The organism is Sphingomonas jatrophae, from assembly GCF_900113315.1.
GTDB classification, from domain to species: Bacteria; Pseudomonadota; Alphaproteobacteria; order Sphingomonadales; family Sphingomonadaceae; genus Sphingomonas_P; species Sphingomonas_P jatrophae.
The window spans coordinates 45,946-67,225 of record NZ_FOZG01000002.1 but is presented as its reverse complement, the minus strand read 5'-3'; the positions used below and the strand labels follow the sequence as shown (position 1 = coordinate 67,225).

The 21,280-nt window shown below is 70.0% G+C and carries 20 protein-coding genes; 13 read left to right on the top strand and 7 right to left on the bottom strand.

Annotated features, from left to right (window positions below):
* Window positions 1-10: 10 nt before the first annotated feature.
* Window positions 11-2,512 carry a circularly permuted type 2 ATP-grasp protein gene (locus BM360_RS09530; protein WP_093314086.1) on the bottom strand — a complete coding sequence of 834 codons (2,502 nt, stop codon included), beginning with the start codon at window positions 2,510-2,512 and terminating at the stop codon, window positions 11-13.
* A gap of 135 nt (window positions 2,513-2,647) precedes the next feature.
* On the bottom strand, window positions 2,648-5,962 hold the full coding sequence (locus BM360_RS09525) for a transglutaminase family protein (protein WP_093314084.1): 3,315 nt from the start codon (window positions 5,960-5,962) through the stop codon (window positions 2,648-2,650).
* Between the two features lie 140 nt (window positions 5,963-6,102).
* On the opposite strand from BM360_RS09525, the gene pdxH reads away from it, so the two are divergent.
* From pdxH to BM360_RS09500, 5 genes are all read left to right on the top strand, one after another.
* On the top strand, window positions 6,103-6,684 hold the full coding sequence (pdxH, locus tag BM360_RS09520; RefSeq protein ID WP_093314082.1) for a pyridoxamine 5'-phosphate oxidase: 582 nt from the start codon (window positions 6,103-6,105) through the stop codon (window positions 6,682-6,684).
* Window positions 6,681-7,556, top strand: coding sequence for a cation diffusion facilitator family transporter (locus BM360_RS09515; protein ID WP_093314080.1), 876 nt, complete (start codon window positions 6,681-6,683; stop codon window positions 7,554-7,556). Before pdxH ends, BM360_RS09515 begins: the two co-directional genes overlap by 4 nt.
* The gene (locus tag BM360_RS09510; protein ID WP_093314078.1) at window positions 7,553-8,341 is read left to right on the top strand and encodes a PhzF family phenazine biosynthesis protein; all 789 of its coding nucleotides are present in this window, start codon (window positions 7,553-7,555) and stop codon (window positions 8,339-8,341) included. The genes BM360_RS09515 and BM360_RS09510 overlap by 4 nt, the downstream gene beginning before the upstream one ends.
* Window positions 8,342-8,445: 104 nt before the next feature.
* Entirely contained in the window at window positions 8,446-9,075 is a 630-nt protein-coding gene (locus BM360_RS09505; protein WP_093314076.1) for an extensin family protein, read from the top strand.
* Window positions 9,076-9,148: 73 nt separating this feature from the next.
* The gene (locus tag BM360_RS09500) at window positions 9,149-10,030 is read left to right on the top strand and encodes an LOG family protein (RefSeq protein ID WP_093314074.1); all 882 of its coding nucleotides are present in this window, start codon (window positions 9,149-9,151) and stop codon (window positions 10,028-10,030) included.
* Window positions 10,031-10,126: 96 nt separating this feature from the next.
* Here BM360_RS09500 and BM360_RS09495 read toward each other — a convergent pair whose 3' ends face one another.
* The 3 genes from BM360_RS09495 to BM360_RS09485 are packed head-to-tail and all read right to left on the bottom strand — an operon-like array spanning window position 10,127 to window position 13,388.
* A complete protein-coding gene (locus tag BM360_RS09495; protein ID WP_093314072.1) occupies window positions 10,127-10,561 on the bottom strand; it encodes a DUF4112 domain-containing protein in 435 nt (144 codons plus the stop codon).
* Between the two features lie 34 nt (window positions 10,562-10,595).
* Window positions 10,596-12,041, bottom strand: a complete 1,446-nt coding sequence (locus tag BM360_RS09490; RefSeq protein WP_093314070.1) for an ABC transporter substrate-binding protein — start codon at window positions 12,039-12,041, stop codon at window positions 10,596-10,598.
* Window positions 12,042-12,095: 54 nt separating this feature from the next.
* Complete coding sequence (locus tag BM360_RS09485) at window positions 12,096-13,388, bottom strand: homoserine dehydrogenase (RefSeq protein WP_093314068.1); 1,293 nt, start codon at window positions 13,386-13,388, stop codon at window positions 12,096-12,098.
* Between the two features lie 121 nt (window positions 13,389-13,509).
* Here BM360_RS09485 and BM360_RS19560 point away from each other — a divergent pair, with 121 nt between their 5' ends.
* The 3 genes from BM360_RS19560 to BM360_RS09475 all read left to right on the top strand — a co-directional run bounded on the left by BM360_RS19560 (window position 13,510) and on the right by BM360_RS09475 (window position 15,554).
* On the top strand, window positions 13,510-13,677 hold the full coding sequence (locus BM360_RS19560; RefSeq protein ID WP_165611268.1) for a hypothetical protein: 168 nt from the start codon (window positions 13,510-13,512) through the stop codon (window positions 13,675-13,677).
* Window positions 13,678-13,779: 102 nt separating this feature from the next.
* On the top strand, window positions 13,780-14,781 hold the full coding sequence (nadA, locus tag BM360_RS09480) for a quinolinate synthase NadA (protein WP_093314067.1): 1,002 nt from the start codon (window positions 13,780-13,782) through the stop codon (window positions 14,779-14,781).
* Window positions 14,782-14,924: 143 nt separating this feature from the next.
* Window positions 14,925-15,554, top strand: a complete 630-nt coding sequence (locus BM360_RS09475) for a hypothetical protein (RefSeq protein WP_131819229.1) — start codon at window positions 14,925-14,927, stop codon at window positions 15,552-15,554.
* Window positions 15,555-15,564: 10 nt separating this feature from the next.
* Here BM360_RS09475 and BM360_RS09470 read toward each other — a convergent pair whose 3' ends face one another.
* Window positions 15,565-16,725, bottom strand: a complete 1,161-nt coding sequence (locus BM360_RS09470) for a phospholipase A (RefSeq protein WP_242653426.1) — start codon at window positions 16,723-16,725, stop codon at window positions 15,565-15,567.
* A gap of 79 nt (window positions 16,726-16,804) precedes the next feature.
* Here BM360_RS09470 and nadC point away from each other — a divergent pair, with 79 nt between their 5' ends.
* From nadC to BM360_RS09455, 4 genes are all read left to right on the top strand, one after another.
* Window positions 16,805-17,653, top strand: a complete 849-nt coding sequence (nadC, locus tag BM360_RS09465) for a carboxylating nicotinate-nucleotide diphosphorylase (protein ID WP_093315963.1) — start codon at window positions 16,805-16,807, stop codon at window positions 17,651-17,653.
* Between the two features lie 37 nt (window positions 17,654-17,690).
* Complete coding sequence (locus BM360_RS09460; protein ID WP_093314064.1) at window positions 17,691-18,407, top strand: ribonuclease T2 family protein; 717 nt, start codon at window positions 17,691-17,693, stop codon at window positions 18,405-18,407.
* 186 nt (window positions 18,408-18,593) lie between these two features.
* Window positions 18,594-18,914: a hypothetical protein gene (locus BM360_RS19320; protein WP_131819228.1), complete on the top strand. Its 321-nt coding sequence runs from the start codon at window positions 18,594-18,596 to the stop codon at window positions 18,912-18,914.
* Between the two features lie 117 nt (window positions 18,915-19,031).
* Window positions 19,032-19,349, top strand: a complete 318-nt coding sequence (locus BM360_RS09455; protein WP_093314062.1) for a cupin domain-containing protein — start codon at window positions 19,032-19,034, stop codon at window positions 19,347-19,349.
* A 202-nt stretch (window positions 19,350-19,551) separates the two neighbouring features.
* On the opposite strand, the gene BM360_RS09450 is transcribed toward BM360_RS09455, so the two are convergent.
* Window positions 19,552-20,250, bottom strand: a complete 699-nt coding sequence (locus BM360_RS09450) for a c-type cytochrome (RefSeq protein WP_093314060.1) — start codon at window positions 20,248-20,250, stop codon at window positions 19,552-19,554.
* Between the two features lie 135 nt (window positions 20,251-20,385).
* Here BM360_RS09450 and BM360_RS09445 point away from each other — a divergent pair, with 135 nt between their 5' ends.
* Window positions 20,386-21,279: a prephenate dehydratase gene (locus BM360_RS09445; RefSeq protein ID WP_093314059.1), complete on the top strand. Its 894-nt coding sequence runs from the start codon at window positions 20,386-20,388 to the stop codon at window positions 21,277-21,279.
* The last annotated feature ends 1 nt before the right edge of the window (window position 21,280 follow it).

Here is a 21,280-nt window from a genome sequence, read left to right as displayed (position 1 = left end):
CGGGCGATCCTCAGGCAAGCGTCATGCCCCCGGCCCGCAGCGTCTCTGCACCCTGGAGGAAGAAGCGCGCGCCGATCGCATCGGACAGTGCGTAGAGCCGGTTCTCCAGCGCCAGCACCGCCTTCGGCCCGAGCGACTCCGCCCGCGCCGTGGCGATGGCGGCGGCAAGCTCGGTCGCCTGCGCCTGCTGCGCCTCGGCCATACCGTCATCGCGCAGGACGGGCAAAGCGGCGAGATGCTCACCGATGCGGGCGACCTGATAGGCCAGGCTGCGCGGATTGAATGGATCGAGGCCGACGAGATCGCGCACCGGCACCAGCGCCAAGCCGGCGAGATAGCGCGCGCGGTAGCTGATCTGGCTGTCGGTCAGATCGAGGAGGGTAGCAAGATCGTCGGCATCGGCCGCCTCGCTGGCGAACAGGCGGAGCAGCCGGCAGGTGACGACCGCGCGTTCCAGCCGCCGGCCGAGATCGTGGAAGCGCCATCCCGCGGTGCGGCCCATATTCTCGGCCGCGAGGCCGGCGAGCGCGGAGAAGCGCGCCTGCACCGCCTGCGCGCAATCGAGCGTGCCGGCGGGATCGTAACGCTGGGCGAGCGCGGGGGCGGGCATGTCGATGATGCGCCAGACGTCCGCCGACAGGCGATCGCGCGTGCCCTCGCCAATGGCGCGGACGATGGCGAGCAGCGACACGACGCTGGCGCCGCCCGGCCCGACCAGCGCGGCCTCGGCCAGCTCCGCAAGGTCGTGGATCGCACCACCTTCCTCCTCATCCTCCTCGTCCTCGAGCACGGCGGCGCCCGACGAGCGGAGCAGCCCGGCGATGCGATCGAGCGTTTCCGCGCTCAGCCCCGCGCCGCCCGCATCGAGCGTTCCGCCAAGCGCCGCGCGGACGAGCCGCAGCGTCGCCTCGCCCCGCTCCAGATAGCGGCCGAGCCAGAAGAGATTGTCCGCGGCGCGGCTGGGCAGGGTGCCCGGATTGCGGCGGACGGCGAGATTGGCGGGCAGCAGCGTGACGGGCTTCGGCGTCGGCTTGTGCGCGACGACGCACGCGTCGGCGGAAAAGACGCCCTCGCCGATGGCGGCGGCGCGAACGTCCGCCTCCACCCCCAGCCGGACGAAGCCGCCCGGCATCACCGTCCACTCGCCCGCCGCATCGCGCGCGGCGAAGACACGCAGCGTGAAGGGCCGGGGCACCAGCGCTCCGCCGGTGGCGGACGGCATGGTGGAGAGCTGCACCACCTCCTGCCCGACATAATCCTGCGGCCGGCGCGCCATGCCCGCCAGCACCGCCGCGCGCGCCGTGCCCGACAGGCTGGCGCCGAGCTGCGGCTGGAGATCGGCGAAGCCCGCAGGCGGCGCGGTGAAGGCCGGGCCGATCAGCAGATCGTCGAAATCCGCCGCGACGTAGCCGCGCTCGGCCGCGCCGCCGCACCACCATGTCGCGATGTTGGGCAGCTTCAGATCCTCGCCGAGCAGGCGGCGGGCGAGGCGCGGCAGGAAGGCGGCCATGGCCGGGCTTTCCGCCACGCCCGCACCCGGTGCATTGGCGAGCACCGCCGATCCGCTGGCGAACGCATCCATCAGCCCCGGCACGCCGATGGCGGAGCGGCTGTCGAACGTCAGCGGATCGAGGAAACGCGAATCCATCCGCCGCCACAGCGCATCGACGCGCTTCAGCCCCTCGATCGTGCGGACGTAGAGCTGGCCGTCGCGCACCGCCAGATCGCCGCCCTCAACCAGCAGCAGCCCGAGATAGCGGGCGAGATGCGCCTGTTCGGGATAGCTCTGATTGTAGCGGCCGGGGGTGAGCAGGCCGATGCGCGGATCGTCGCGCCGGCAGGCGGCCGCGAGCCCGCCGCGCAGCGCCGAGAAGAAGGGGGCCAGCCGCTCGACATTGAGGCGCGTGTGCAGCGCGCCCATGACGCGGCCGGCGGCGATGCGGTTCTCCAGCGCATAGCCGGCGCCCGCGGGGGTGCGCGCATGATCCGCCAGCACGCGCCATTCGCCGTCAGGCCCGCGGCCGAGATCGGCGGCATAGACGTGCAGCCGGCGCCCGCCGGGCACCGGCCGGCCGATCATCGCGCGGACGAAATGGCGGCTGCCCGCGACGACTGCGGCGGGCAAGGCTCCCGCGGCGATCAGCGCCTGATCGCCATAGATGTCGTCCAGCACCCGCTCGATCAGGGCGGCGCGCTGGGTGATGCCCGCGGCGATATCGCGCCACTCATCCTCGCCGATCAGCAGCGGCAGGCCGGATTGCGGCCACGCCCGTTCCTTGGCCTCGCCCGGCAGGCGGAAGGCGGTGCCGATTTCGCGCACCTGGCGGCCGACGCGTTCCTCGACGCGTGCAAGGCGGCCGTCGGAGAGGTTGGCGACGCCATCGAACAGGGTCCGCCACCAGCGCGCGCCGCGGCCGAGATCATCGCGCAGCACATCGCCCGGGCGCGCCTGCGACAGGTAGGATTCGACCCAGCCCTGGCCCCAGCTTGGCAGGCCGGGGAGCTGGGGCATGGCGGTGGCAGACGGCGTCAGTGGCACAAGCTTGCGGTTCCGTTCGCCCTGAGCCTGTCGAAGGGCCGTCCTGCCCCAATGGAAGAAGAACGATGCTTCGACAAGCTCGGGACGAGCGGGGAGGGCGGTGTCACCTCATCGCATCGGGGCCCTGAGGTCCAGCGTCATCGGATATTCGCGCGCACGCTCCTCGGGCGGCATCTCGACCCGGCCGGGGCTGTGGCCGTGCGGCTGGAAGCGCGCCTTGCGCCGTGCCTCCGCCTCATAGTCGTTGACCGGCACGCTGTCGTAATTGCGGCCGCCGGGGTGTGCGACGTGGTACATGCCGCCGCCGAGCGAGCGGCCGTTCCAGCGATCGAGCAGGTCGATCGTCAGCGGCGCGTTGGCGGGCAGCAGCGGGTGGAGGCTGTTGGCCGGCTGCCACGCCTTGTAGCGCACCCCGCCGACCGCCTCGCCCGGCGTGCCGGTCGGTGTCATCGGCACGCGGCGGCCGTTGACCGCGACGATGTGGCGATCCGCGACCAGCCCCGTCGCGCGGATCTGGAGGCGTTCGGTGGAGCTGTCGACATAGCGGACGGTGCCGCCGATCGCGCCCGTCTCACCCAGCACGTGCCATGGCTCCAGCGCATGCGCGATCTCCAGCCGCACGCCGCCCGCCGCGATCTCGCCATGGACGGGAAAGCGGAACTGGCGCTGTGCCTCGAACCACGAGGGGTCGAAAGCGTAGCCGGCGCTGCGCAGATCGCCCAGCACGTCGAGGAAATCGCCCCAGACGAAGTGCGGCAGCAGAAAGCGATCGTGGAGCTGCGTGCCCCAGCGGACGAAATCGCCCTCCTGCGGCGTCTTCCAGAACCAGGCGGTGAGCGCGCGGATGAGCAGTTGCTGCGCGAGGCTCATCTTCGCCTCGGGCGGCATTTCGAACCCGCGAAACTCGACGAGGCCGAGGCGGCCGGTGGGGCCATCCGGCGAGAACAATTTGTCGATGCAGATTTCGGTGCGGTGCGTATTGCCCGTCACGTCGACCAGCAGATTGCGGAACAGCCGATCGACCACCCACGGCGCGGGCGCCTCGCCCTCACCGGGCCGCGGTACCTGCGCCAGCGCGATCTCCAGCTCGTAGAGGCCCTCGTGGCGCGCCTCGTCGATGCGCGGCGCCTGGCTGGTCGGGCCGATGAACAGGCCGGAGAAGAGATAGCTGAGCGACGGGTGGCGCTGCCAGTAGAGGACGAAGCTTTTCAGCATGTCCGGCCGGCGGATGAAGGGCGAATCGTTTACCGAACGGCCGCCGAGGACGAGGTGATTGCCGCCGCCCGTGCCGATGGCACGGCCGTCGATCATGAACTTGTCCGCCGTCAGCCCTTCCTCGCGGGCGAGGCGGTACAGCTCCTCGGTCAGCTCGCGCGTCTCGGCCCAGGTGGAGACGGGGTGGATGTTGACCTCGATCACGCCGGGATCGGGCGTGACCTTGAGCACCTGCAGTCGCGGATCGGGCGGCGGCGCATAGCCTTCGATGCGAACGGGCACGCGCAGCGTCTCCGCCGCTGCCTCGGCTGCGGCAAGGAGACCGAGATAGTCCTCCAGCCGCTCGGTCGGCGGCAGGAAGACGGAGACGAAGCCCTCGCGCGGCTCGACCGTGACGGCAGTGCGGACCGCACCCTCGATCGCGACCTGCTCCTCACGGCCCTGCTGGGGGGCGGCGGCGGCTTCGACCGCGACGGTCTGCTGCTCGCGGATGTCGGGCAGGGGCTCGACCGGCTCCGTCGTGTCGCGGACGTTGAGATAGGGGTAATCGGACGGGGGCACGTAAGGCAGCGACGAGAGCGGCAGGCGATAGCCGAGCGCCGAATCGCCCGGCACCGCGAACAGCCGCTTGCGCCGCAGCCGCCACCGCTCCGAGCGCCAGCGGCGCGGCTCCGCCGCCTGCGTCGCCTGCCATGCCTGGATTGGCAGAACGAAGCCGACCGGCTGGGTCAGCCCCCGCTCGAACGCGCGGACCATGCGCTGCCGCTCCTCCGGATCCTCGATCTTGGGATCGAGCGGATCGGTGTTGGCGGGCAGCTCCGATTCCTTGATCGACCAGGCGATCGGATCCTCGAAGGCGGGCTCGATATAATCCTCGGGCACGGCGAGGCGCGCGGCCATGGTGGCGAGGAAGCGCTCGGCCAGATCGGCGTCCAGCCGCGCGGGCGCCTCGCCCTCGCGGGGCGAGGGGGCGATCAGATCGGCGTCGCGCCACACGGGCACGCCGTCAGCACGCCAATAAACCGAATAGCCCCAGCGCGGCAGGCTTTCGCCAGGATACCATTTCCCCTGGCCGTGATGGATCAGCCCGCCAGGCGCGAAGCGTTCGCGCAGGCGGCGGATCAGCCGGTCGGCATAGGCCGCCTTGGTGGGGCCGACGGCGTCGCCATTCCATTCGGGCGCCTCGGGATCGTCCGCGGCGACGAAGGTCGGCTCGCCCCCCGTGGTCAGGCGCACGTCCATGGCGGTGAGATCGCGATCGACCTGCTCGCCCAGCGCATCGAGCGCGGACCAGCGCGCCTCGGTGAACGGCTTGGTGATGCGCACCGCCTCGGCGATGCGCTGCACATCCATGGAGAAGTCGAAATCGACCTTCGCCGGCTCGAGCAGCGAGCCCGAGATCGGCGTGGCGGAGCGGTAATGCGGCGTCGCGGCGAGCGGAATGTGCCCTTCGCCCGCAAACAGGCCCGAGGTCGCGTCCATGCCGATCCAGCCGGCGCCGGGCACGAACACCTCGCACCAGGCGTGCAGATCGCACACGTCCTGCGCGACGCCCTTCGGCCCTTCCACCGGGATCACGTCGGGCACGAGCTGGATCGAATAGCCCGAGACGAAGCGCGCGGCGAAGCCGAGCCGGCGGGCGAGATTGACCATCAGCCACGCCGAATCGCGGCACGATCCGGTGCCGATCTCCAGCGTCTCCTCCGCCGTCTGGACGCCCGGCTCCATCCGGATGACATAGCCGACGCGCTCGTTCAAGCGGCGGTTGAGCTCGACCAGAAAGTCGATCGTGCGGCCCTGATAGGCGTCCAGTTCGGCGAACAGAGCGTCGAACAGCGGACCCTGCGGCTCCCACTCGAAATAAGCGGACAGATCCGTGGCGAGATCGGGCGCGTAGGTGAAGGGCCGGCTCTCGGCATAATCCTCGACGAAGAAGTCGAACGGATTGATGACGACGAGGTCGGCGATCAGGTCCACCTCGATCGTCAGGTGATCCGCCGGCTCCGGAAAGACGATGCGCGCCAGCCAGTTGCCGTGCGGATCCTGCTGCCAGTTGATGAAGTGGTTGGCGGGTGAGATCTTTAGCGAATAATTGGGCACCGCGGTGCGGCTGTGCGGGGCGGGGCGAAGCCGGATCGTCTGCGGCCCGAGCATGACGGGCCGGTCGTAGCGGTAGCTGGTGATATGGTGGAGAGCAGCCTGGATCACGGTTGCGCTTTCATCATGTTCGCTGCCGCACCGCAATATCGCGGCAGAGCGGCAGAGGGTTGCGTGCCGAGCGTTCGGGCGTTCGACGAAGCAGGCGGCCAAGCGTTCCTCTGATCCGCGCAGCCCGCTAAGGAGAGCCCATGACCGACGACCCTTATGCCCTGTTCGACGCCTGGCTGGCCGAGGCCGAGAAGGGCGAACCCAATGATCCCAATGCGATGGCGGTCGCGACGGTGGATGCAGGTGGGCGCCCGTCGGTGCGGATGGTGCTGCTGAAGGGGCATGACCGCCGCGGCTTCGTCTTCTACACCAACCGGCAGAGCCGCAAGGCGGACGACGTTGCCGGCAACAGCCAGGCAGCCTTGCTGTTTCACTGGAAGTCGCTGCGTCGGCAGGTGCGCGTCGAGGGCGCGGTGGAGCAGGCGAGCGACGCCGAATCGGACGCCTATTTCGCCAGCCGCAGCCGCGTGTCGCAGCTGGGCGCGTGGGCATCGGACCAGTCGCGCCCGCTCGACAGCCGCGAGACGTTCGAGCGGAGCTTCGCTGTGGTGGAAGCGCGGTTCGAGGGCGGCGCCGTGCCGCGGCCGCCGCACTGGGGCGGCTACCGCGTGATCCCGCGCGCGATCGAGTTCTGGGAGGACCGGCCCGGCCGGCTGCATCACCGCCGCCTGTTCCTGGCGCAGGATGGCGGCGGCTGGATCGACGGCCTGCTCTACCCGTGAGTGCGCTGCCGCTCCGCGCGGCGCTGGCGAGCGTCGGCACCGCCGCCTTCCTGCTCGGCCTGAAGGGCGTGGCGGCGATCGCCACCGGATCGGTCGCCATGCTGGGCAGCCTTGCCGACACCGCGCTCGATCTGGTCGCCAGCCTGGTGACGCTGGCGGGGGTGCGCTATGCCGCGCGGCCGGCGGACTGGGATCACCGCTTCGGCCACGGCAAGGCGGAGGCGCTGACCGCGCTGTTCCAGGTGGTGCTGATCGCCGCCTCCGCCGTCGCGATTGCGTGGCAGGCGGTGAGCCGGCTCGGCACGGGCGCGGTGAGCGTGAATGCGGAATTTGGCGTCGCCGTATCCGCGCTGTCGATCACCGTCACGCTGGTGCTGCTGCGCGTGCAGCGCCGTGCGATCAAGCGGACCGGCTCGGTGGCGATCACCGCCGACCACCTCCACTATAAGGGCGATGTCGCGCTGAACGGCGGCGTGATCGCGGCGCTGCTGCTGGAGCAGATGGCGGGGCTGCACGGCGCCGATCCGCTGTTCGGCATCGCCATCGCGGCATGGCTGCTGTGGGGCGCGTTCCGCTCCGCAACGCTCGCGATCGACCAGCTGATGGACCGTGAATGGCCGGCGGAACGGCGCGAGGCCTTCCTCCGCGCCGCGGCCCGCCACCCGCAGCTGCGCGGCGTCCACGATCTGCGCACGCGCAGCGCCGGCACGCACGATTTCGTCCAGTTCCACGTCGCGGTCGATCCGGACATGACGGTGGCCGAGGCGCACCGCGTGATGGACGAGGTGGAGGCGCAGCTGGCACAGCAATTTCCCGGTGTGGAAATCCTCATCCACCCCGACCCCGAACCCAAGCAGGAGAGTGCGACGTGACCCGCTTCGTCCAGGTCGATGCCTTCACCGATCGTCCGTTCGGCGGCAATCCCGCGGCCGTGATGCCGCTGACCGCGTGGCTGGACGATGCGGTGCTGCAGGCGATCGCGGCGGAGAACAATCTTTCGGAAACCGCCTTCCTCATCCCCGATGCGAGCGGCGCGGCCGATTACGAACTGCGCTGGTTCACGCCCGCGGTGGAGGTGGCGTTGTGCGGACATGCGACGCTGGCGAGCGGACATGTCATCCTGTCCGACTTCCCCGAGCGGGCGCGGGTGACGTTCCGCACGCGGCAGGCGGGCATCCTCGAGGTGGCGCGGGCGGGTGACGGCTATGCCATGTCGCTGCCGGCCTGGGCCACCCAGCCCAAGCCGCTGCCGGAGACGGTCGCGGCGCTGGGCGTCGCGGCGGTGGAGACCGAGTGGCGCGACAGCGGCTATGCGATCATCCTGCTGGAGGATGCGGCGGCGGTGCGCGGGCTTGAGCCCGATTTCGCAGCGCTGCGGACGCTCGGCCGCACGCTCGTGATCGCGACCGCGCCGGGGGACGAAACGGACGTGATCAGCCGCGTGTTCGCCGCAGGAGCCGGCATCGACGAGGATCCGGTGACGGGATCGGCGCATGCGCTGCTGACGCCGTTCTGGGCGGCGCGGCTCGGGCGGGCGGAGTTCACCGCCTTCCAGGCGTCGCGCCGGGGTGGGCGGATCGGCTGCCGGCTGGAGGGGGACCGCGCGGTGCTGACCGGGCAGTGCGTGACGGTGATCGAGGGGGCGTTCCGGTTCTGAACGTCTTCTCCCTTCGTCACCCCGGACCTGTTCCGGGGTCCACGGCGACGCCTGACCGGCGGCTGCTGGATGTGCCGCCCGGTGGATGCCGGACCAAGTCCGGCATGACGAAGAAAGGGGTGGCTGCCCTCATCCTTCCCGCCCTGCTCTCCGCCTGCATCCCCGGCGGGCGCGGGCGGCCTGTCGTGCGCGATCTCTCGTCGCGCGATTTCGGGCGCTGCCTGAGCGAGTTGCGCGCGATGGGGGTCGAGGTGACACCCCTCAAGGATCGCACCTTCCCGAATGGTTGCGCGGCGCGGCAGAGCCTGAAGCTGGTCTCCTTCGGCATCCCGACGACGAACCTGACGGCGATGCGCTGCCCGCTGGTGCGCGCCTTCGTGCTGTGGTCCCGCGATGCGCAGGCATTGGCGACGGCGGAGCTGGGCAGCCCGATCCGCAAGCTCGAAAGCTATGGCAGCTTCGCCTGCCGCCCCGTCAACAACAAGGCGGGCAACCGCCTGTCGGAGCACGGTTTTGCCAACGCCGTGGACATCGCCGCCTTCCAGCTGACGGATGGGCGGCGGATCACCGTGCGGGGCGGCTGGGGCGGGCCGGACAGCCAAGTGCGGGGTTTTCTGCGCGCGGCGCACCGGGCGGGCTGCCGGCGCTTCGGCGTGGTGCTGGGGCCGGATGCGAACGCGCTCCACGCCGATCACTTCCACTTCGATATGGGCAAGGGGCCTTATTGTCGCTAATCTGGTTCGTTTCCGGCTCGGCGGCATGGGTGCATGTCACGAACCGAGAACAGAGAAAGCGCATACGACCCCGATGAACGAGAAGGACATTCCCAAGCGCGTCTTCGCCAAAGCCAAGGAAGACGCCGCCGTCGCCCGCACGCAGACCGGCACGCCGCAGACGCAGGATCCCGCCTACAAGCTCGCCTTCCAGGACAATGACTTCCTGCTGCGCGACGATCTGCGTCCGGTGCGCTTCCAGCTCGAGCTGATGAAGCCCGAATTGCTGCTGGACGAGGCGAAGATCGGCTCCACCTTCGTCTTCTACGGGTCCGCGCGCATCCCCGAGCCGGAGCGGGCGGAGGCGGTGGTCTCAGCGGCGCGCACGCCCGAGCAGAAGCTGGTGGCGGAGCGGCTGGCGGCAAAGTCCCGCTATTATGACGAGGCGCGCAAGCTCGCCGCGCTGGCCAGCGCGACGCCGCTGGACGAAGAGGGCAAGCGCCATTTCGTCGTCTGCTCCGGCGGCGGGCCTTCGATCATGGAGGCGGCCAATCGCGGCGCGGCGGATGTCGGCGCGGAATCGATCGGGCTGAACATCGTGCTGCCGTTCGAGCAGGCGCCCAATCCCTATGTCACGCCGTCGCTCAGCTTCCAGTTCCACTATTTCGCGCTCAGGAAGATGCACTTCCTGCTGCGGGCGCGGGCGGTGGCGGTGTTCCCGGGCGGGTTCGGCACGTTCGACGAGACGTTCGAGCTGCTGACGCTGGTCCAGACCGGCAAGATGGCGATGCTGCCGATCCTGTTCTACGGGCGGGAATTCTGGGAGCGCGTCGTCAACTTCGAGGCGCTGGTGGAAGAGGGCGTGATCGGCCCGAACGACCTCGACCTGATCCGCTTCGTCGAGACGGCGGAAGAGGGCTGGGAGAAGGTGCAGGATTATTACGCCCGGAAGCAGCGGGTGCTGCGCCACGCTTAAATCTCCCCGTTCGCCCTGAGCCTGTCGAAGGGCTGCCTTTCTTCTAAGAAGGACGGTGCTTCGACAAGCTCAGCACGAACGAGCGGGTAGTATTCCTCAGCGCACCACTTCGCCGTCGATCGTCGCCGTGGCGGGGTGGTGGCGATCGAGGTGGCGGCGGATAATGCGCAGGTTGCGCGTATTCGAACGGAAGGCGAAGTCGAACACGTCGCCCACCAGCGGCACCGCGCCGAGCAGCGTATCCACGCCGACATTGCCCGCCATGCGCGCGAGCTGGAACTTGGACATGCCGAGATTCCGCGCTTCCCACACCAGCCACGCGCCCATCGCCGCGGTGATCACGTCGCCGATCACCGGCACGAGGCCGACGATCGAATCGAGCCCGACCGGACGATTGAGGCCGGGGACGACGAACATCCGCTCCAGCAGCGCTTCCGCCGCCTCGATCCGGCGGCGCACGGCGGCCGGATCCCGGCCGAGGCCGGGGATCGCCTCGGCATAGCGATCGAACTGGTTCGGAGACACGGCCATGCCGGCACATCGCGCGGGCAGTGGCTTGGTTCCCTCACTCCGCCCGGCGGAGCGTATAGAGCGGGTGGACGGCGCGCGGATTGTCATGCCAGCGGCGCAGCGCCGGGGCGACGAGCGACCAGCGGAGCGGCGTCGCCAGCGGGATGAAGGGCGCCGCGGTGGCGAGCGCGGCATCGGCCTGCGCGATGAGACGCAGCCGCTCGGGGATGGAGGGCGTGATACGCGCGGCTTCCAGCGCCTGATCGGCGGTCTCGCTGCAGATGGCGGCGCGGCCGCAGGCGAACCGGCGCAGATACCAGGTCGCGAGATCACCGGGCGCAACCTGATCGACAAGGCGGAGGTCCGCAGGTGCATCCAGCGGCACCGCCTCCGCCTCGACCCCGATGTGGCGCCAGTCGATCGCGAGCAGCGTGAACAGCAGGCGCGATCCGGGGCCGGGCGGCAGCGCGACCCGGAGCCGGGGCGCAGGCCCATCCGCGCGCCACGCGCGGACGGTGGCGGCGGCCTGGGCGGCGCGCTCGGGCAAGGACAACGGCTCCCATCCCGCCACCGCCGGGACGGCGATCTCCGTGCCGGTCGGCAGCAAAGTCGTCGTCGCGCGCCAGCCGTCGCGGGCGAATGCGGTGACGATCCGCTCCCGATCGATCGCCATGGCCAGTGCGCGGCGATTCTCGACCGGGCGGAGGAAGGGCACGTCGCGCGCCACCTGCAGCCCGAACAGGCCGGGTGCGGGATCGAAGCGCAGCACGCGGTCCTCCGGTGCGGCAGCGCGGGCGAGCGCCAGATCGGCGAAGGTGCCGCCGGTCACCACCGCCGCCGCACCCGCGCGAAAGCGGGCGAGGGCCAGCGCGGCGGGTTCTCCGCGCAGAAGGATCTCGTCTCCGGCGGAAGGTGGCGGCACATCCACCGTGTCGGCATCGGGCACCGGCAGCAGGCGCATGACATCGGCCGCGCCCGCGACGATCCGCATCGGCCCACCGGTGGCGCCGCGGGGCGGGCGGATGGCAAGATCGGGCTGGGCGAGCAGTTGCAGCAGGTTCGGCCGGGGTGCGGCGAGGCGGATCTCGAGCACCTCGGGCGTCACCGCCACCACCTCGTCGACGGCGAGCAGGACGGGGCGCAGCGGATTGCGGCTGCGTGCGGCGACTGCGGCGCGCAGGCGGCGCGCGGCATGCTCCGCATCGATGCCGCTGCCGTCGCGCAGGCGGAAGGTGTAGTAGAGCCCGTCGTCGGACACGTCCCAGCGGATCGCCAGGCCCGGTTCGATCTGGCCATTGCCGTCGAAGCGGACGAGCCCCTGCGCGGTTGCCGAGAGGAGGGAGGCGGTGGGCGCGGTGAGCGCCTGCCGATCCGGATCGATGCCGGTCTGCGGCGCGGGGCCGACGATGCTCACCGCAAGCGGACGCTCGTCACGCACGGCTTCGCTGCCGCAGGCGGAAAGCAAGGCGGCAAGCAGGGGGGCGAGGGGGCGCCATCGCATCGCTCGCCCCGCCTACCGTGTGATAGGCCGTGGGGAAAGCGCCATGGCCTCCGCTCAGACGTCGAGAATGTGCATCAGCAGCGGCTTGCCGGCGAGGCTCTGCGATCCCTCCAGCCGGGCGAGCGCGTCGGTGACGCAGCGCTCGGCACATTCATGCGTCACCATCGCGACGAGCACGCTGCCATCGGCTGCCGCGCCGCGCTGGATCAGGCTGGCGATGGAGACGCCCGCATCGCGCATCGCGGCGGCCAGCTCCGCCAGCACGCCTGGACGGTCGGCGACGGTGAAGCGCAGATAGGCGCGGCCGCGGCGCTCGCCCCGCGGCGCGGGGGCGCGCTCGTCGAGGCTGTCGACCGGCATGGCGAAGGGGGCGCCATATTCGCGCCGCGCAATGTCGATCAGGTCGGCGACGACGGCGCTGGCGGTCGGCCCTTCGCCGGCCCCGCGGCCCTCGAAGAACAGGCGGCCGACGAAATTGCCCTCCGCCACCACCGCGTTCATCGATCCTTGCACATGCGCCAGCGGATGATCCTGCGGCACGAGGCAGGGGTGGACGCGCTGGAGCAGGCCCTTCGGCCCCGCCTCCGCCAGCCCGACGAGGCGGACGCGGTAGCCGAGCGCGGCGGCCTCGGCGATGTCGGCGGCGAGGATCGGGCGGATGCCGGCGATGGCGACGGACGCGAAATCGAGCGTGGTGCCGAAGGCCAAGCTGGCGAGGATCGCCAGCTTGTGCGCGGCATCGACCCCGTCGATGTCGAAGGAGGGGTCCGCCTCCGCATAGCCGAGTGCCTGCGCCTCGGCGAGCACGCCGGCGAAGTCGCGGCCGGCGGCTTCCATCGTCGTCAGGATGTAATTGCAGGTGCCGTTCAGAATGCCATAGACGCGGCCGATCTCGTTCGCCGCGGCGCCCTCGCGCAGGCCCTTGATGACAGGGATGCCGCCCGCCACCGCCGCCTCATATTTGAACGCGGCGCCCGCGGCCTCGGCGGCGCGGGCCAGTTCGATCCCGTGATGCGCGACCATCGCCTTGTTGGCGGTGACGAAGGCCTTGCCCCGCGCGAGCGTTGCGCGCGCCAGCGTCAGCGCCGGGCCGTCCGCCCCGCCGACGAGTTCGACCACCACGTCGACATCGTCCCGCGCGGCGAGGCTGCCGGCATCGTCCGCCCAGTCGAAACGGGAGAGATCCACGCCGCGATCGCGGTGCCGATCGCGGGCGGAGACGGCGACGATCTCGATCGGTCGCCCGGCGCGCCGCTCGATAAGCGCGCGATTGGCGTCGAGCAGCTTGACGACGCCGCCGCCGACGACGCCGAGCCCCGCCAGCGCGACCCTGAGCGGCTGCACCATATTTCGTCTCCCTCCGGCCCGATCCGGCTGAGCCCTTAAGTGGCGTCACCCGGAGCGACAAGCCCGAGGGAACGGAGCGGCCGCCCGGACGCTGGACAGGGATCATAGCGAGGAGACGATCATGGCCGAGCAGCAAAAGCCCGACACGCAGGCGCCGACGACCCCGGCAAACCCCGCCGGCGGCGCGGGCGACAGCCAGCCCGGCACGGACACGGGTCAGGCCGATTACGGCTCGGCCGGGCAGCAGGCGGCGGACGGCCAGCAGGAAGCGGAAGCGCATCCTTCCTGAACCAGCCATCCGGCAGGAGAGTGCGGCGGCGATCCGTGCTCCCCTGCTGACAATCCTCTCCGCGGCGCCTATCTGCTGCTCGCGCCTGAGAGGAGCCACGCATTGAACGCCACCGTCGAGAGCCTGAAGGGTGTGGACCTGCGCGCCGAGATCGACCGGCTGCGCAAGGAGCGGAACGCCGTCATCCTGGCGCATTACTACCAGGCACCAGAAATCCAGGATCTGGCCGATTTCGTCGGCGACAGTCTCGATCTCAGCCGCAAGGCGGCGGAGACGGATGCGGACGTGATCGCCTTTTGCGGCGTGCGCTTCATGGCGGAGGTGGCGAAGATCCTATCGCCTGAGAAGATCGTCGTGCTGCCCGATCTCGACGCCGGATGCAGTCTGGAGGACAGCTGCCCGCCGGAGCAGTTCGCCGCCTTCCGCGCGGCGCATCCGGATCATATCGCGCTGACCTACATCAACTGTTCGGCGGCGGTGAAGGCGCACTCGGACATCATCGTCACGTCCAGCTCGGCCGAGAAGATCCTCAGCCAGCTGCCGATGGATCAGAAGATCATCTTCGCGCCCGACAAGAATCTCGGCGGCTATTTCAACCGCAAGACCGGCCGCGACATGCTGCTGTGGCCGGGTGCGTGCATCGTCCACGAGGCGTTCAGCGAAACCGAGCTGCTCAAGCTGAAGGCGCTGCACCCCGAGGCGCCGGTCGCCGCGCATCCGGAATGCCCGGCCTATATCCTCGACCATGCCGATCAGGTCGGCTCGACCCGCGCGATCCTTGATTTCGCGCTGGCCAGCCCGGCCGAGACGATCATCGTCGCGACCGAGCCGCACATCATCCACCAGATGGAGAAGGCGGCGCCGCACAAGAGGTTCATTGGCGCGCCGGGTGCGGACGGGAACTGCAATTGCAACATGTGCCCGTACATGGCGCTGAACACGATGGAGAAGCTCTACATCGCCCTGCGCGACCTGGCGCCGCAGATCGAGGTGGACGAGCCGACGCGCGTGAAGGCCAAGACCGCGCTCGACCGCATGCTGGCGATGGCGAGCGCGACGGTCGGCGCGGGCGATCTCGGCGCGCCGAAGGTGACGGGGGACTGAGCGGTCGACGGCGGTCGCCGGTCGTTCCCGGGCGTAGACTGGCTTCGATTTACCCGGACGTGTCACCTTGTTAGCAGCGGTAGATGCTTGGTGCGGAGCCAGAGATCGACAGCGCCGGCAAGACAAGGATTAGCCGCTTCGGTGTGAGATGGCTGATCGGTCTGGCGAGCATGACCGGGCTGGGCCTGCTGCTGAGCTTCTTCGACACCGCGACCGACGACTTCACTGCACCCTTCGCACGATCCGAGCCGCCGATCGCGCTCGTCGCTATGATTGGCGCCACCGCGACGGCAGCGATCATGTGGCGAGCCGTACGCGACTGGCCTGATGAGCCGGCGAGATGGCACAACGATGGCCCTTGGACTGTCGTGATCGTCGCCACAATCTGGAGCGCGATTGCTGCCGCGCTGGTCGTGGCGCACGCGACCAGCTTAATCGAGGGTCAGCGCAATTTCCCGCCGTCGCGGACGATCACCTACAGAAACGTGCTGTTCGGCATTGCGCGGGCGAGCAACGTCGCGCGAGGTGGCGCGCGTGCCGAGCTCCAGTCGATCGGGGTGAGCGTCGGCATTGCGCAAAAGGATTATGACTTCATGCTCGGCAAACGGTCCCGCGGGCCGTCCGTCGTTCGCAGCGCGGGCCGCTTCTGTCTGCGCGCCGACCTTCAGCGATCAGGACCGCATTTCCGTCTGACACGCCGAAGCCTGCCGCGGGGGCATGTCGTGCGGTGTCCGCGGGTTCAGGGCCGCATCCTGTCGGTGCCCGCCAGATAGCGACCGGACTTCACCGCACGATCGCGATGCCCACGCGTAGCCGTGTCTGGCGGCGATTGTAGTCGAGCAGGTTCTCGCCCCAGCCGGTGAAGGCCTGGCCCATGAGGTAGAGGTTCGGCCCGCCGCCGATCAACGCGTCGAGCGGGTAGGAGAGTTCGGTGTCGATCGCGGCGCGGCCGGTCTGCGCGCTGATCCGGGTTTCCGCACTCAGGCGGAAGCCGCTGGCATGGTCGATATCGGCACGCAGGCCGAAATTGCCGCGGTACCGCTCGATATCCGGATTGTCGGACGTGCTGCCGAGATAGGCCCAGGCGCGCGGCCCCGCGAGGATGCGCCAGTCGCCCGAGGTGACGGTCGCCGTAGGTTGGAGATAAGCGAGGTTGAAGCTGCGCGAGGCATCGCCGCTGCGGCCGTTCGACATGTGCTGGAAGCCGGCCTGGCCACCCAGCAGCACGCCGCGGCCGACCGCGCGCTCCGGCACGAGATAGAAGATCTCCGGCATGTAATCGACGGTGCGGAAGGGGGAGGAGTTGCGCCCCAGATCCCAGAACATGCGCTGCGTATAGGCGAAGCGCAGGCCGTCGAGCAGGCCGCGCTCGGCGGGCGGCGTCGCCGGATCGCCGAACAGTTGATACTGAAAGCTGATCTGGAGGCGGGCGTCGGTGGACGTGCCCGGACCATAGACGGCGTAGATCGGGCGATAGGCCGAGAGGCGGCCGAGAAAGTCGTTGCCGCGCGCAACCTGCGGCGGCGTGGCGGCCGCGGGCTGCGCTGCCGCCAGGGCGATGGGTGGCGCAGCGGCGGGCTCGGCGGCCATCTGCGTCGGCTCCGGCGCCGCGAGCGCCGCCTGCGCGATGCCGAGTTCGGGCAGGGAGAGCATGGCGGTCACGCCGGTCGGCAGCGTCTCCGCGGCACGATAGCGCAGCCGGGCGAAGCCGCCCGGTGCGATCTCTCCCGCGGCGGGCCCGATCCGCTCCAGCACGATCGCGCGTGCCGGTGCGCCCGCGGGCGTCAGTCGACCGATCAGCCGGGCGGGCGGGGCGGCTGAGGCTGATGCGCCTTCGTTGAGCGCGACGATCTCCACCTCCCGCCCATCGGCGGCGACCGCGCCGACGAGATAATGGAGCGGTGCCGCAGGGGCGGGCAAGGCGGCGGGCGGGGGTGCGAACATGGGGCAGGGGACGCGCGCGGGCGCCCGCGGGTTCCGACAAGGCTTGCATGGCGGCGCGCGTGCGATCAACGCGGGCGCCATGACCTCGCTCGACATAGATGGATTCGATCTCGACGCGTTCGTCCGCGCAACGCTGGCGGAAGACCTGGGGGAGGGGGGCGACATCACCTCCGCCGCCGTCATCCCCGCCGACGCGATGTTCGACGGCGTGATGGACAGCCGCGATGCGATCACCGTCGCCGGGCTGCCGATTGCCGCCGCCTTCTTCCGCGCGCTCGACCCGGAGGCGGTGCTGGAGCCGCTGGTCGAGGAGGGCGCGCGCGTGACGCCCGGCACCGAGCTGATGCGCCTGCGCGGCCGCGCGCGTGCGCTGCTGACGGCGGAGCGGAGTGCGCTCAACACGGTGCAGCACCTCTCCGGCGTGGCGACGCTGGCGCGGACCTATGCCGATGCGATCCTCGGCACCGGCGCGATCCTGCTCGACACGCGCAAGACCATCCCGGGCCTCAGGCGGCTGGAGAAATATGCGACCCGCATGGGCGGCGCGCAGAACCACCGCATGGGCCTGTGGGATGCGGCGATGATCAAGGACAATCATGTCGCGGTGGCGGGCGACGTCGGCGAGGCGGTGCGCCGCGCAGTCGCCGCGGGGATCGCGCGGATCATCGTCGAGGTCGACCGGGTCGACCAGATCGAGCCGGCGCTGGCCGCGGGCGCGACGCACCTGCTGCTCGACAATATGGACCCGGCGACGCTGCGCGGGGCGGTGACCCTCGTCGGCGGGCGCGTGCCGACGGAGGCGTCGGGCGGCGTGCGGCTCGACACGATCCGGGCGATCGCCGAGGCGGGGGTGACCTATATCTCGGTCGGCCGGCTCACCCAGTCGGCGCCTGCCGCGGACATCGGACTGGATTTCGCCGCGGCCTGACTGCCGGGGCTTCATGGTCTGCAATGGGGAGGATGGGATGAGCGGGCTGCTGCGGGTTGTGGGCGTGATCGGCCTTGCGCTGCCGGGCGTGGCGACGGCGCAGGCGCTGCAATGCGACGTGCCCGCCCGTATCGCGGCCCCGCGGCCCGATCTGCCCGATGCGCGCCAGCCGAAGCGCGTGCTGCCGATCGGCAGCTATACGCTGGCGATCAGCTGGTCGCCCGAGTTCTGCCGCTCACGCCGCGGGGACGAGCGCGCAGCCTTCCAGTGCGGCGGCGGCAACCGCTTCGGCTTCGTGCTGCATGGCCTGTGGCCGGACGGCGAGGGCAAGGACTGGCCGCAATATTGCGCCCCCGCCTCGATCCTGCCCGAGCGGCTGATCCGCGCAAACCTGTGCGCGACGCCATCGCCGCAGCTGCTCCAGCACGAATGGGCCAAGCACGGCACCTGCATGACCCCGCGCGATCCTGCCCGCTATTTCGCGCAGAGCCGGCGCCTCTACGATCGCCTGCGCTTCCCCGACATGGATCGCCTGTCGCGCCGCCGCCTGACGGTGCGCGCGCTCTCCACCGCCATCGCCCGCGCGAACCCCGGCTGGCGGGCGGACATGATGCGGATCACCACGACGCGCGGCAACTGGCTGGACGAGGTGTGGATGTGCCTCGACAAGGGCCTCCGCCCGGCGCGGTGCCCGGCGCATCAGGGCGGGGCGAAGCCGGGGCAGGCGGTGCGAATCTGGCGCGGGCGGGCTTGAGGAGCGCTTCAGAGGGTAGGATCCAACCATGAGCGACCGTCTTCTTCGCCATGCTAAACTTAGTCCGGCATCTACCGTGCGGCGCATCATGCGGCCGCTATCCTCGGCACGACGGTGGACCCCGGACCAAGTCCGGGGTGACGAAGAAGGTATGTCCGCTTTCGACCAAGAGCGGACGCTCAGAGATTGAGCTTAATTGGCCTGATGCGCTGCTATTACGTCTTTGTTCACGGCAAGCTGGAGTGGCTTGTTCCCGCGACGAACCCGGAAGAGACCTCACAGCCTCGCGGTTTCTACTGCCACCGACATGTGCTTGCCGCCGATGAAGAAGCCGCCGTTCGCAAGGCATTTAAGCGTGTCAGGAGCAATCTTGACCGAGGTTGCACGTGGGTAACGAGTGGCCGTGCAATCCTGTCACTTGAGGCCGATGAGGTCTCCGAAGATGCCTTCCACAAGCTGCTGAAACCCGACATGCGTGGTCACGTCTTTTACGACGTAGAGGATTGAACGTCCGCTAACCACCATCACCGAACATTCCGGCGCGGGACACCTCGGACACTTGCGTTCGCCCGATTACCCGCGCCGACCTGCAGCCTTACCAACCCCAAGTGCGAGGAGGATATCGTGCCGCAGGCGATCACCGATGTTGCGGAGTTTCGCGCCGACCGCGCTTGGGGAGCGCGAGACCTGGTCGAAATAGACGGGGCCAGTGTGCGGCTCCACTGGACCGATCAGCCCTACCGCTGGCACGTCAACGACGGCGCTGAAGCCTTCGTTGTCCTTGCCGGAGAGGTGGATATGCACTTCAGGCGCGACGGCCGAGAAGAATGTGTCCGTCCCAAACCATCGGATATCTTCATCGCGGAGGTGGGCGATGAACACGTCGCGCACCCGATCGGAGAGGCCCGCATCCTCGTTGTCGAACGGAGCGGATCGGTCTAGCTCCGCCAACCATCAAGACCTGGCGGTCGCCCCTCGCCTGCACGACTGCGCACCGTGGCTGCCGCTCCACGGTTGCGATCCGGGAAGCGGTGCTGCCCTGACGCCGCAAGCATGCTCGGGGCCAAACAGCAAAGGGGCGCCGCGGTCCTCCCGCAGCGCCCCGATGCGTGGCTCAGCCGAGCGGGTCGCCCCGCCCCGAAGCTCAGTGCTTTTCCTGCGCGCTCGTGCCGGAGGTGGCGGGGGCGGCTTCGCCCTTGATGTTGCCGACCGGCTGCTTGGCGGCCTGCGCCTCCGTCTGCGCGGGAACGGCGCCGGCGACCGGTGCGCCCACCGCGCCTGCGGGCTGCGTCGGGGCGGCGGCGCCTTCGGCCGGGGCGGCCGGCATCGGCAGCGGGCTGTCGCTGGTCGAGTTGAGATACGCGATCACGTTGGCGCGATCTTCGGGCTTGGACAGGCCGGCGAAGGTCATCTTGGTGCCGGGCGCATACTTCTTGGGGCTGGTCAGCCAGCTGTTCAGCGCGGTCCAGTCCCAATTGCCGGGGACGGACTTCAGCGCATCCGAATATGGGAAGCCGGCGACGTGGCCGTGCGGCTTGCCCACGGTGCCCCACAGGTTCGGGCCGACGCCGTTCGCGCCGCCCTTCGTGTCGGTGTGGCAGGCCGCGCACTTCTTGAACACCTCGGCGCCCTTGGCGACATCGGCCGAGGCGAGATAGAATTCGATCGGCTTCTCGGCCTCGCCGCCGCCTTCGCCGCCCTCGGCCTCGACGCCCTCGACGACGTAGCCCATCTTCTCGGGCCGCTCGCCGTGGAAATATTCGCCCGTGACGAGCGTGAGTCCGAGCGCGGCGATGCCGCCCATCAGCACCCAGCCGGCAATCGTGTTCGCGCGATCGTCCATGTCGTCTTTCCGAGGCTCCCTGCTTCCCCTTGACGGGCAAGTCCCCCCTTGGGGCGGCCACCTCTTAGGGTCGGTGTCCGCGCTCCGCAAGCCGCTTGCCCGCGCTTCATGGCGGCCCTAAGCGCCGCGTGTCCGATGGAAAACTATCCTGTCCCCGCCCGCGCACGCGTCGCCGCGATGGATGCCGCCGCCGCCGCCGAGCCTGCGCGCGCCATCGCCTTCCAGGGTGCGCCCGGCTGCAATTCGCACATCGCGGTGACGGAGGCCTTTCCCGATGCGCTGCCGCTCGCCTGCTTCTCGTTCGAGGACGCGATCGACGCGGTGAAGGACGGACGGGCCGATCGTGCGCTGATTCCGATCGAAAATTCGCTGCACGGCCGCGTGGCGGACATCCACTTTCTGCTGCCCGAATCCGGCCTGGCCATCACGGGCGAGCATTTCATGCCGATCCGCTACTGCCTGATGGGGCTGGATGCCGGCGCGACGATCACCGAGGCGCTGAGCCATCCACAGGCGCTGGGCCAGTGCCGCCGCTGGCTGCGCGCGCGCGGGATCAAGCCGGTCAGCTATCCCGACACGGCGGGCGCCGCCGCGCGCATCGCCGAGATCGGCGAGCCCTCCTTCGCCGCGCTGGCCCCCCGGCTGGCGGCCGAGATGTACGACCTCGCCATCCTCGAGGAGGGGCTGGAGGATGCGGACCATAACATGACCCGCTTCGTCCTGCTCGCGCGCGACGCGCCGGCGGTGGCGGGGCCGGGTCCGTTCGTCACCACCTTCACCTTCGAGGTGAACAACGTGCCCGCCGCGCTCTACAAGGCGCTGGGCGGGTTCGCCACGAACGGCGTCAACATGACCAAGCTGGAAAGCTATCAGAGCGGCGGCAGCTTCGCCGCGACCGGCTTCTTCTGCGACATCGAGGGCCATCCCGACGAGGCGCCGGTGCGGCGCGCGCTGGAGGAACTGGCCTTCCATACCAAGTGGGTGCGCCGGCTGGGCACCTATCCGCAGGCCCGCGCGCGCGGCGTCTAAA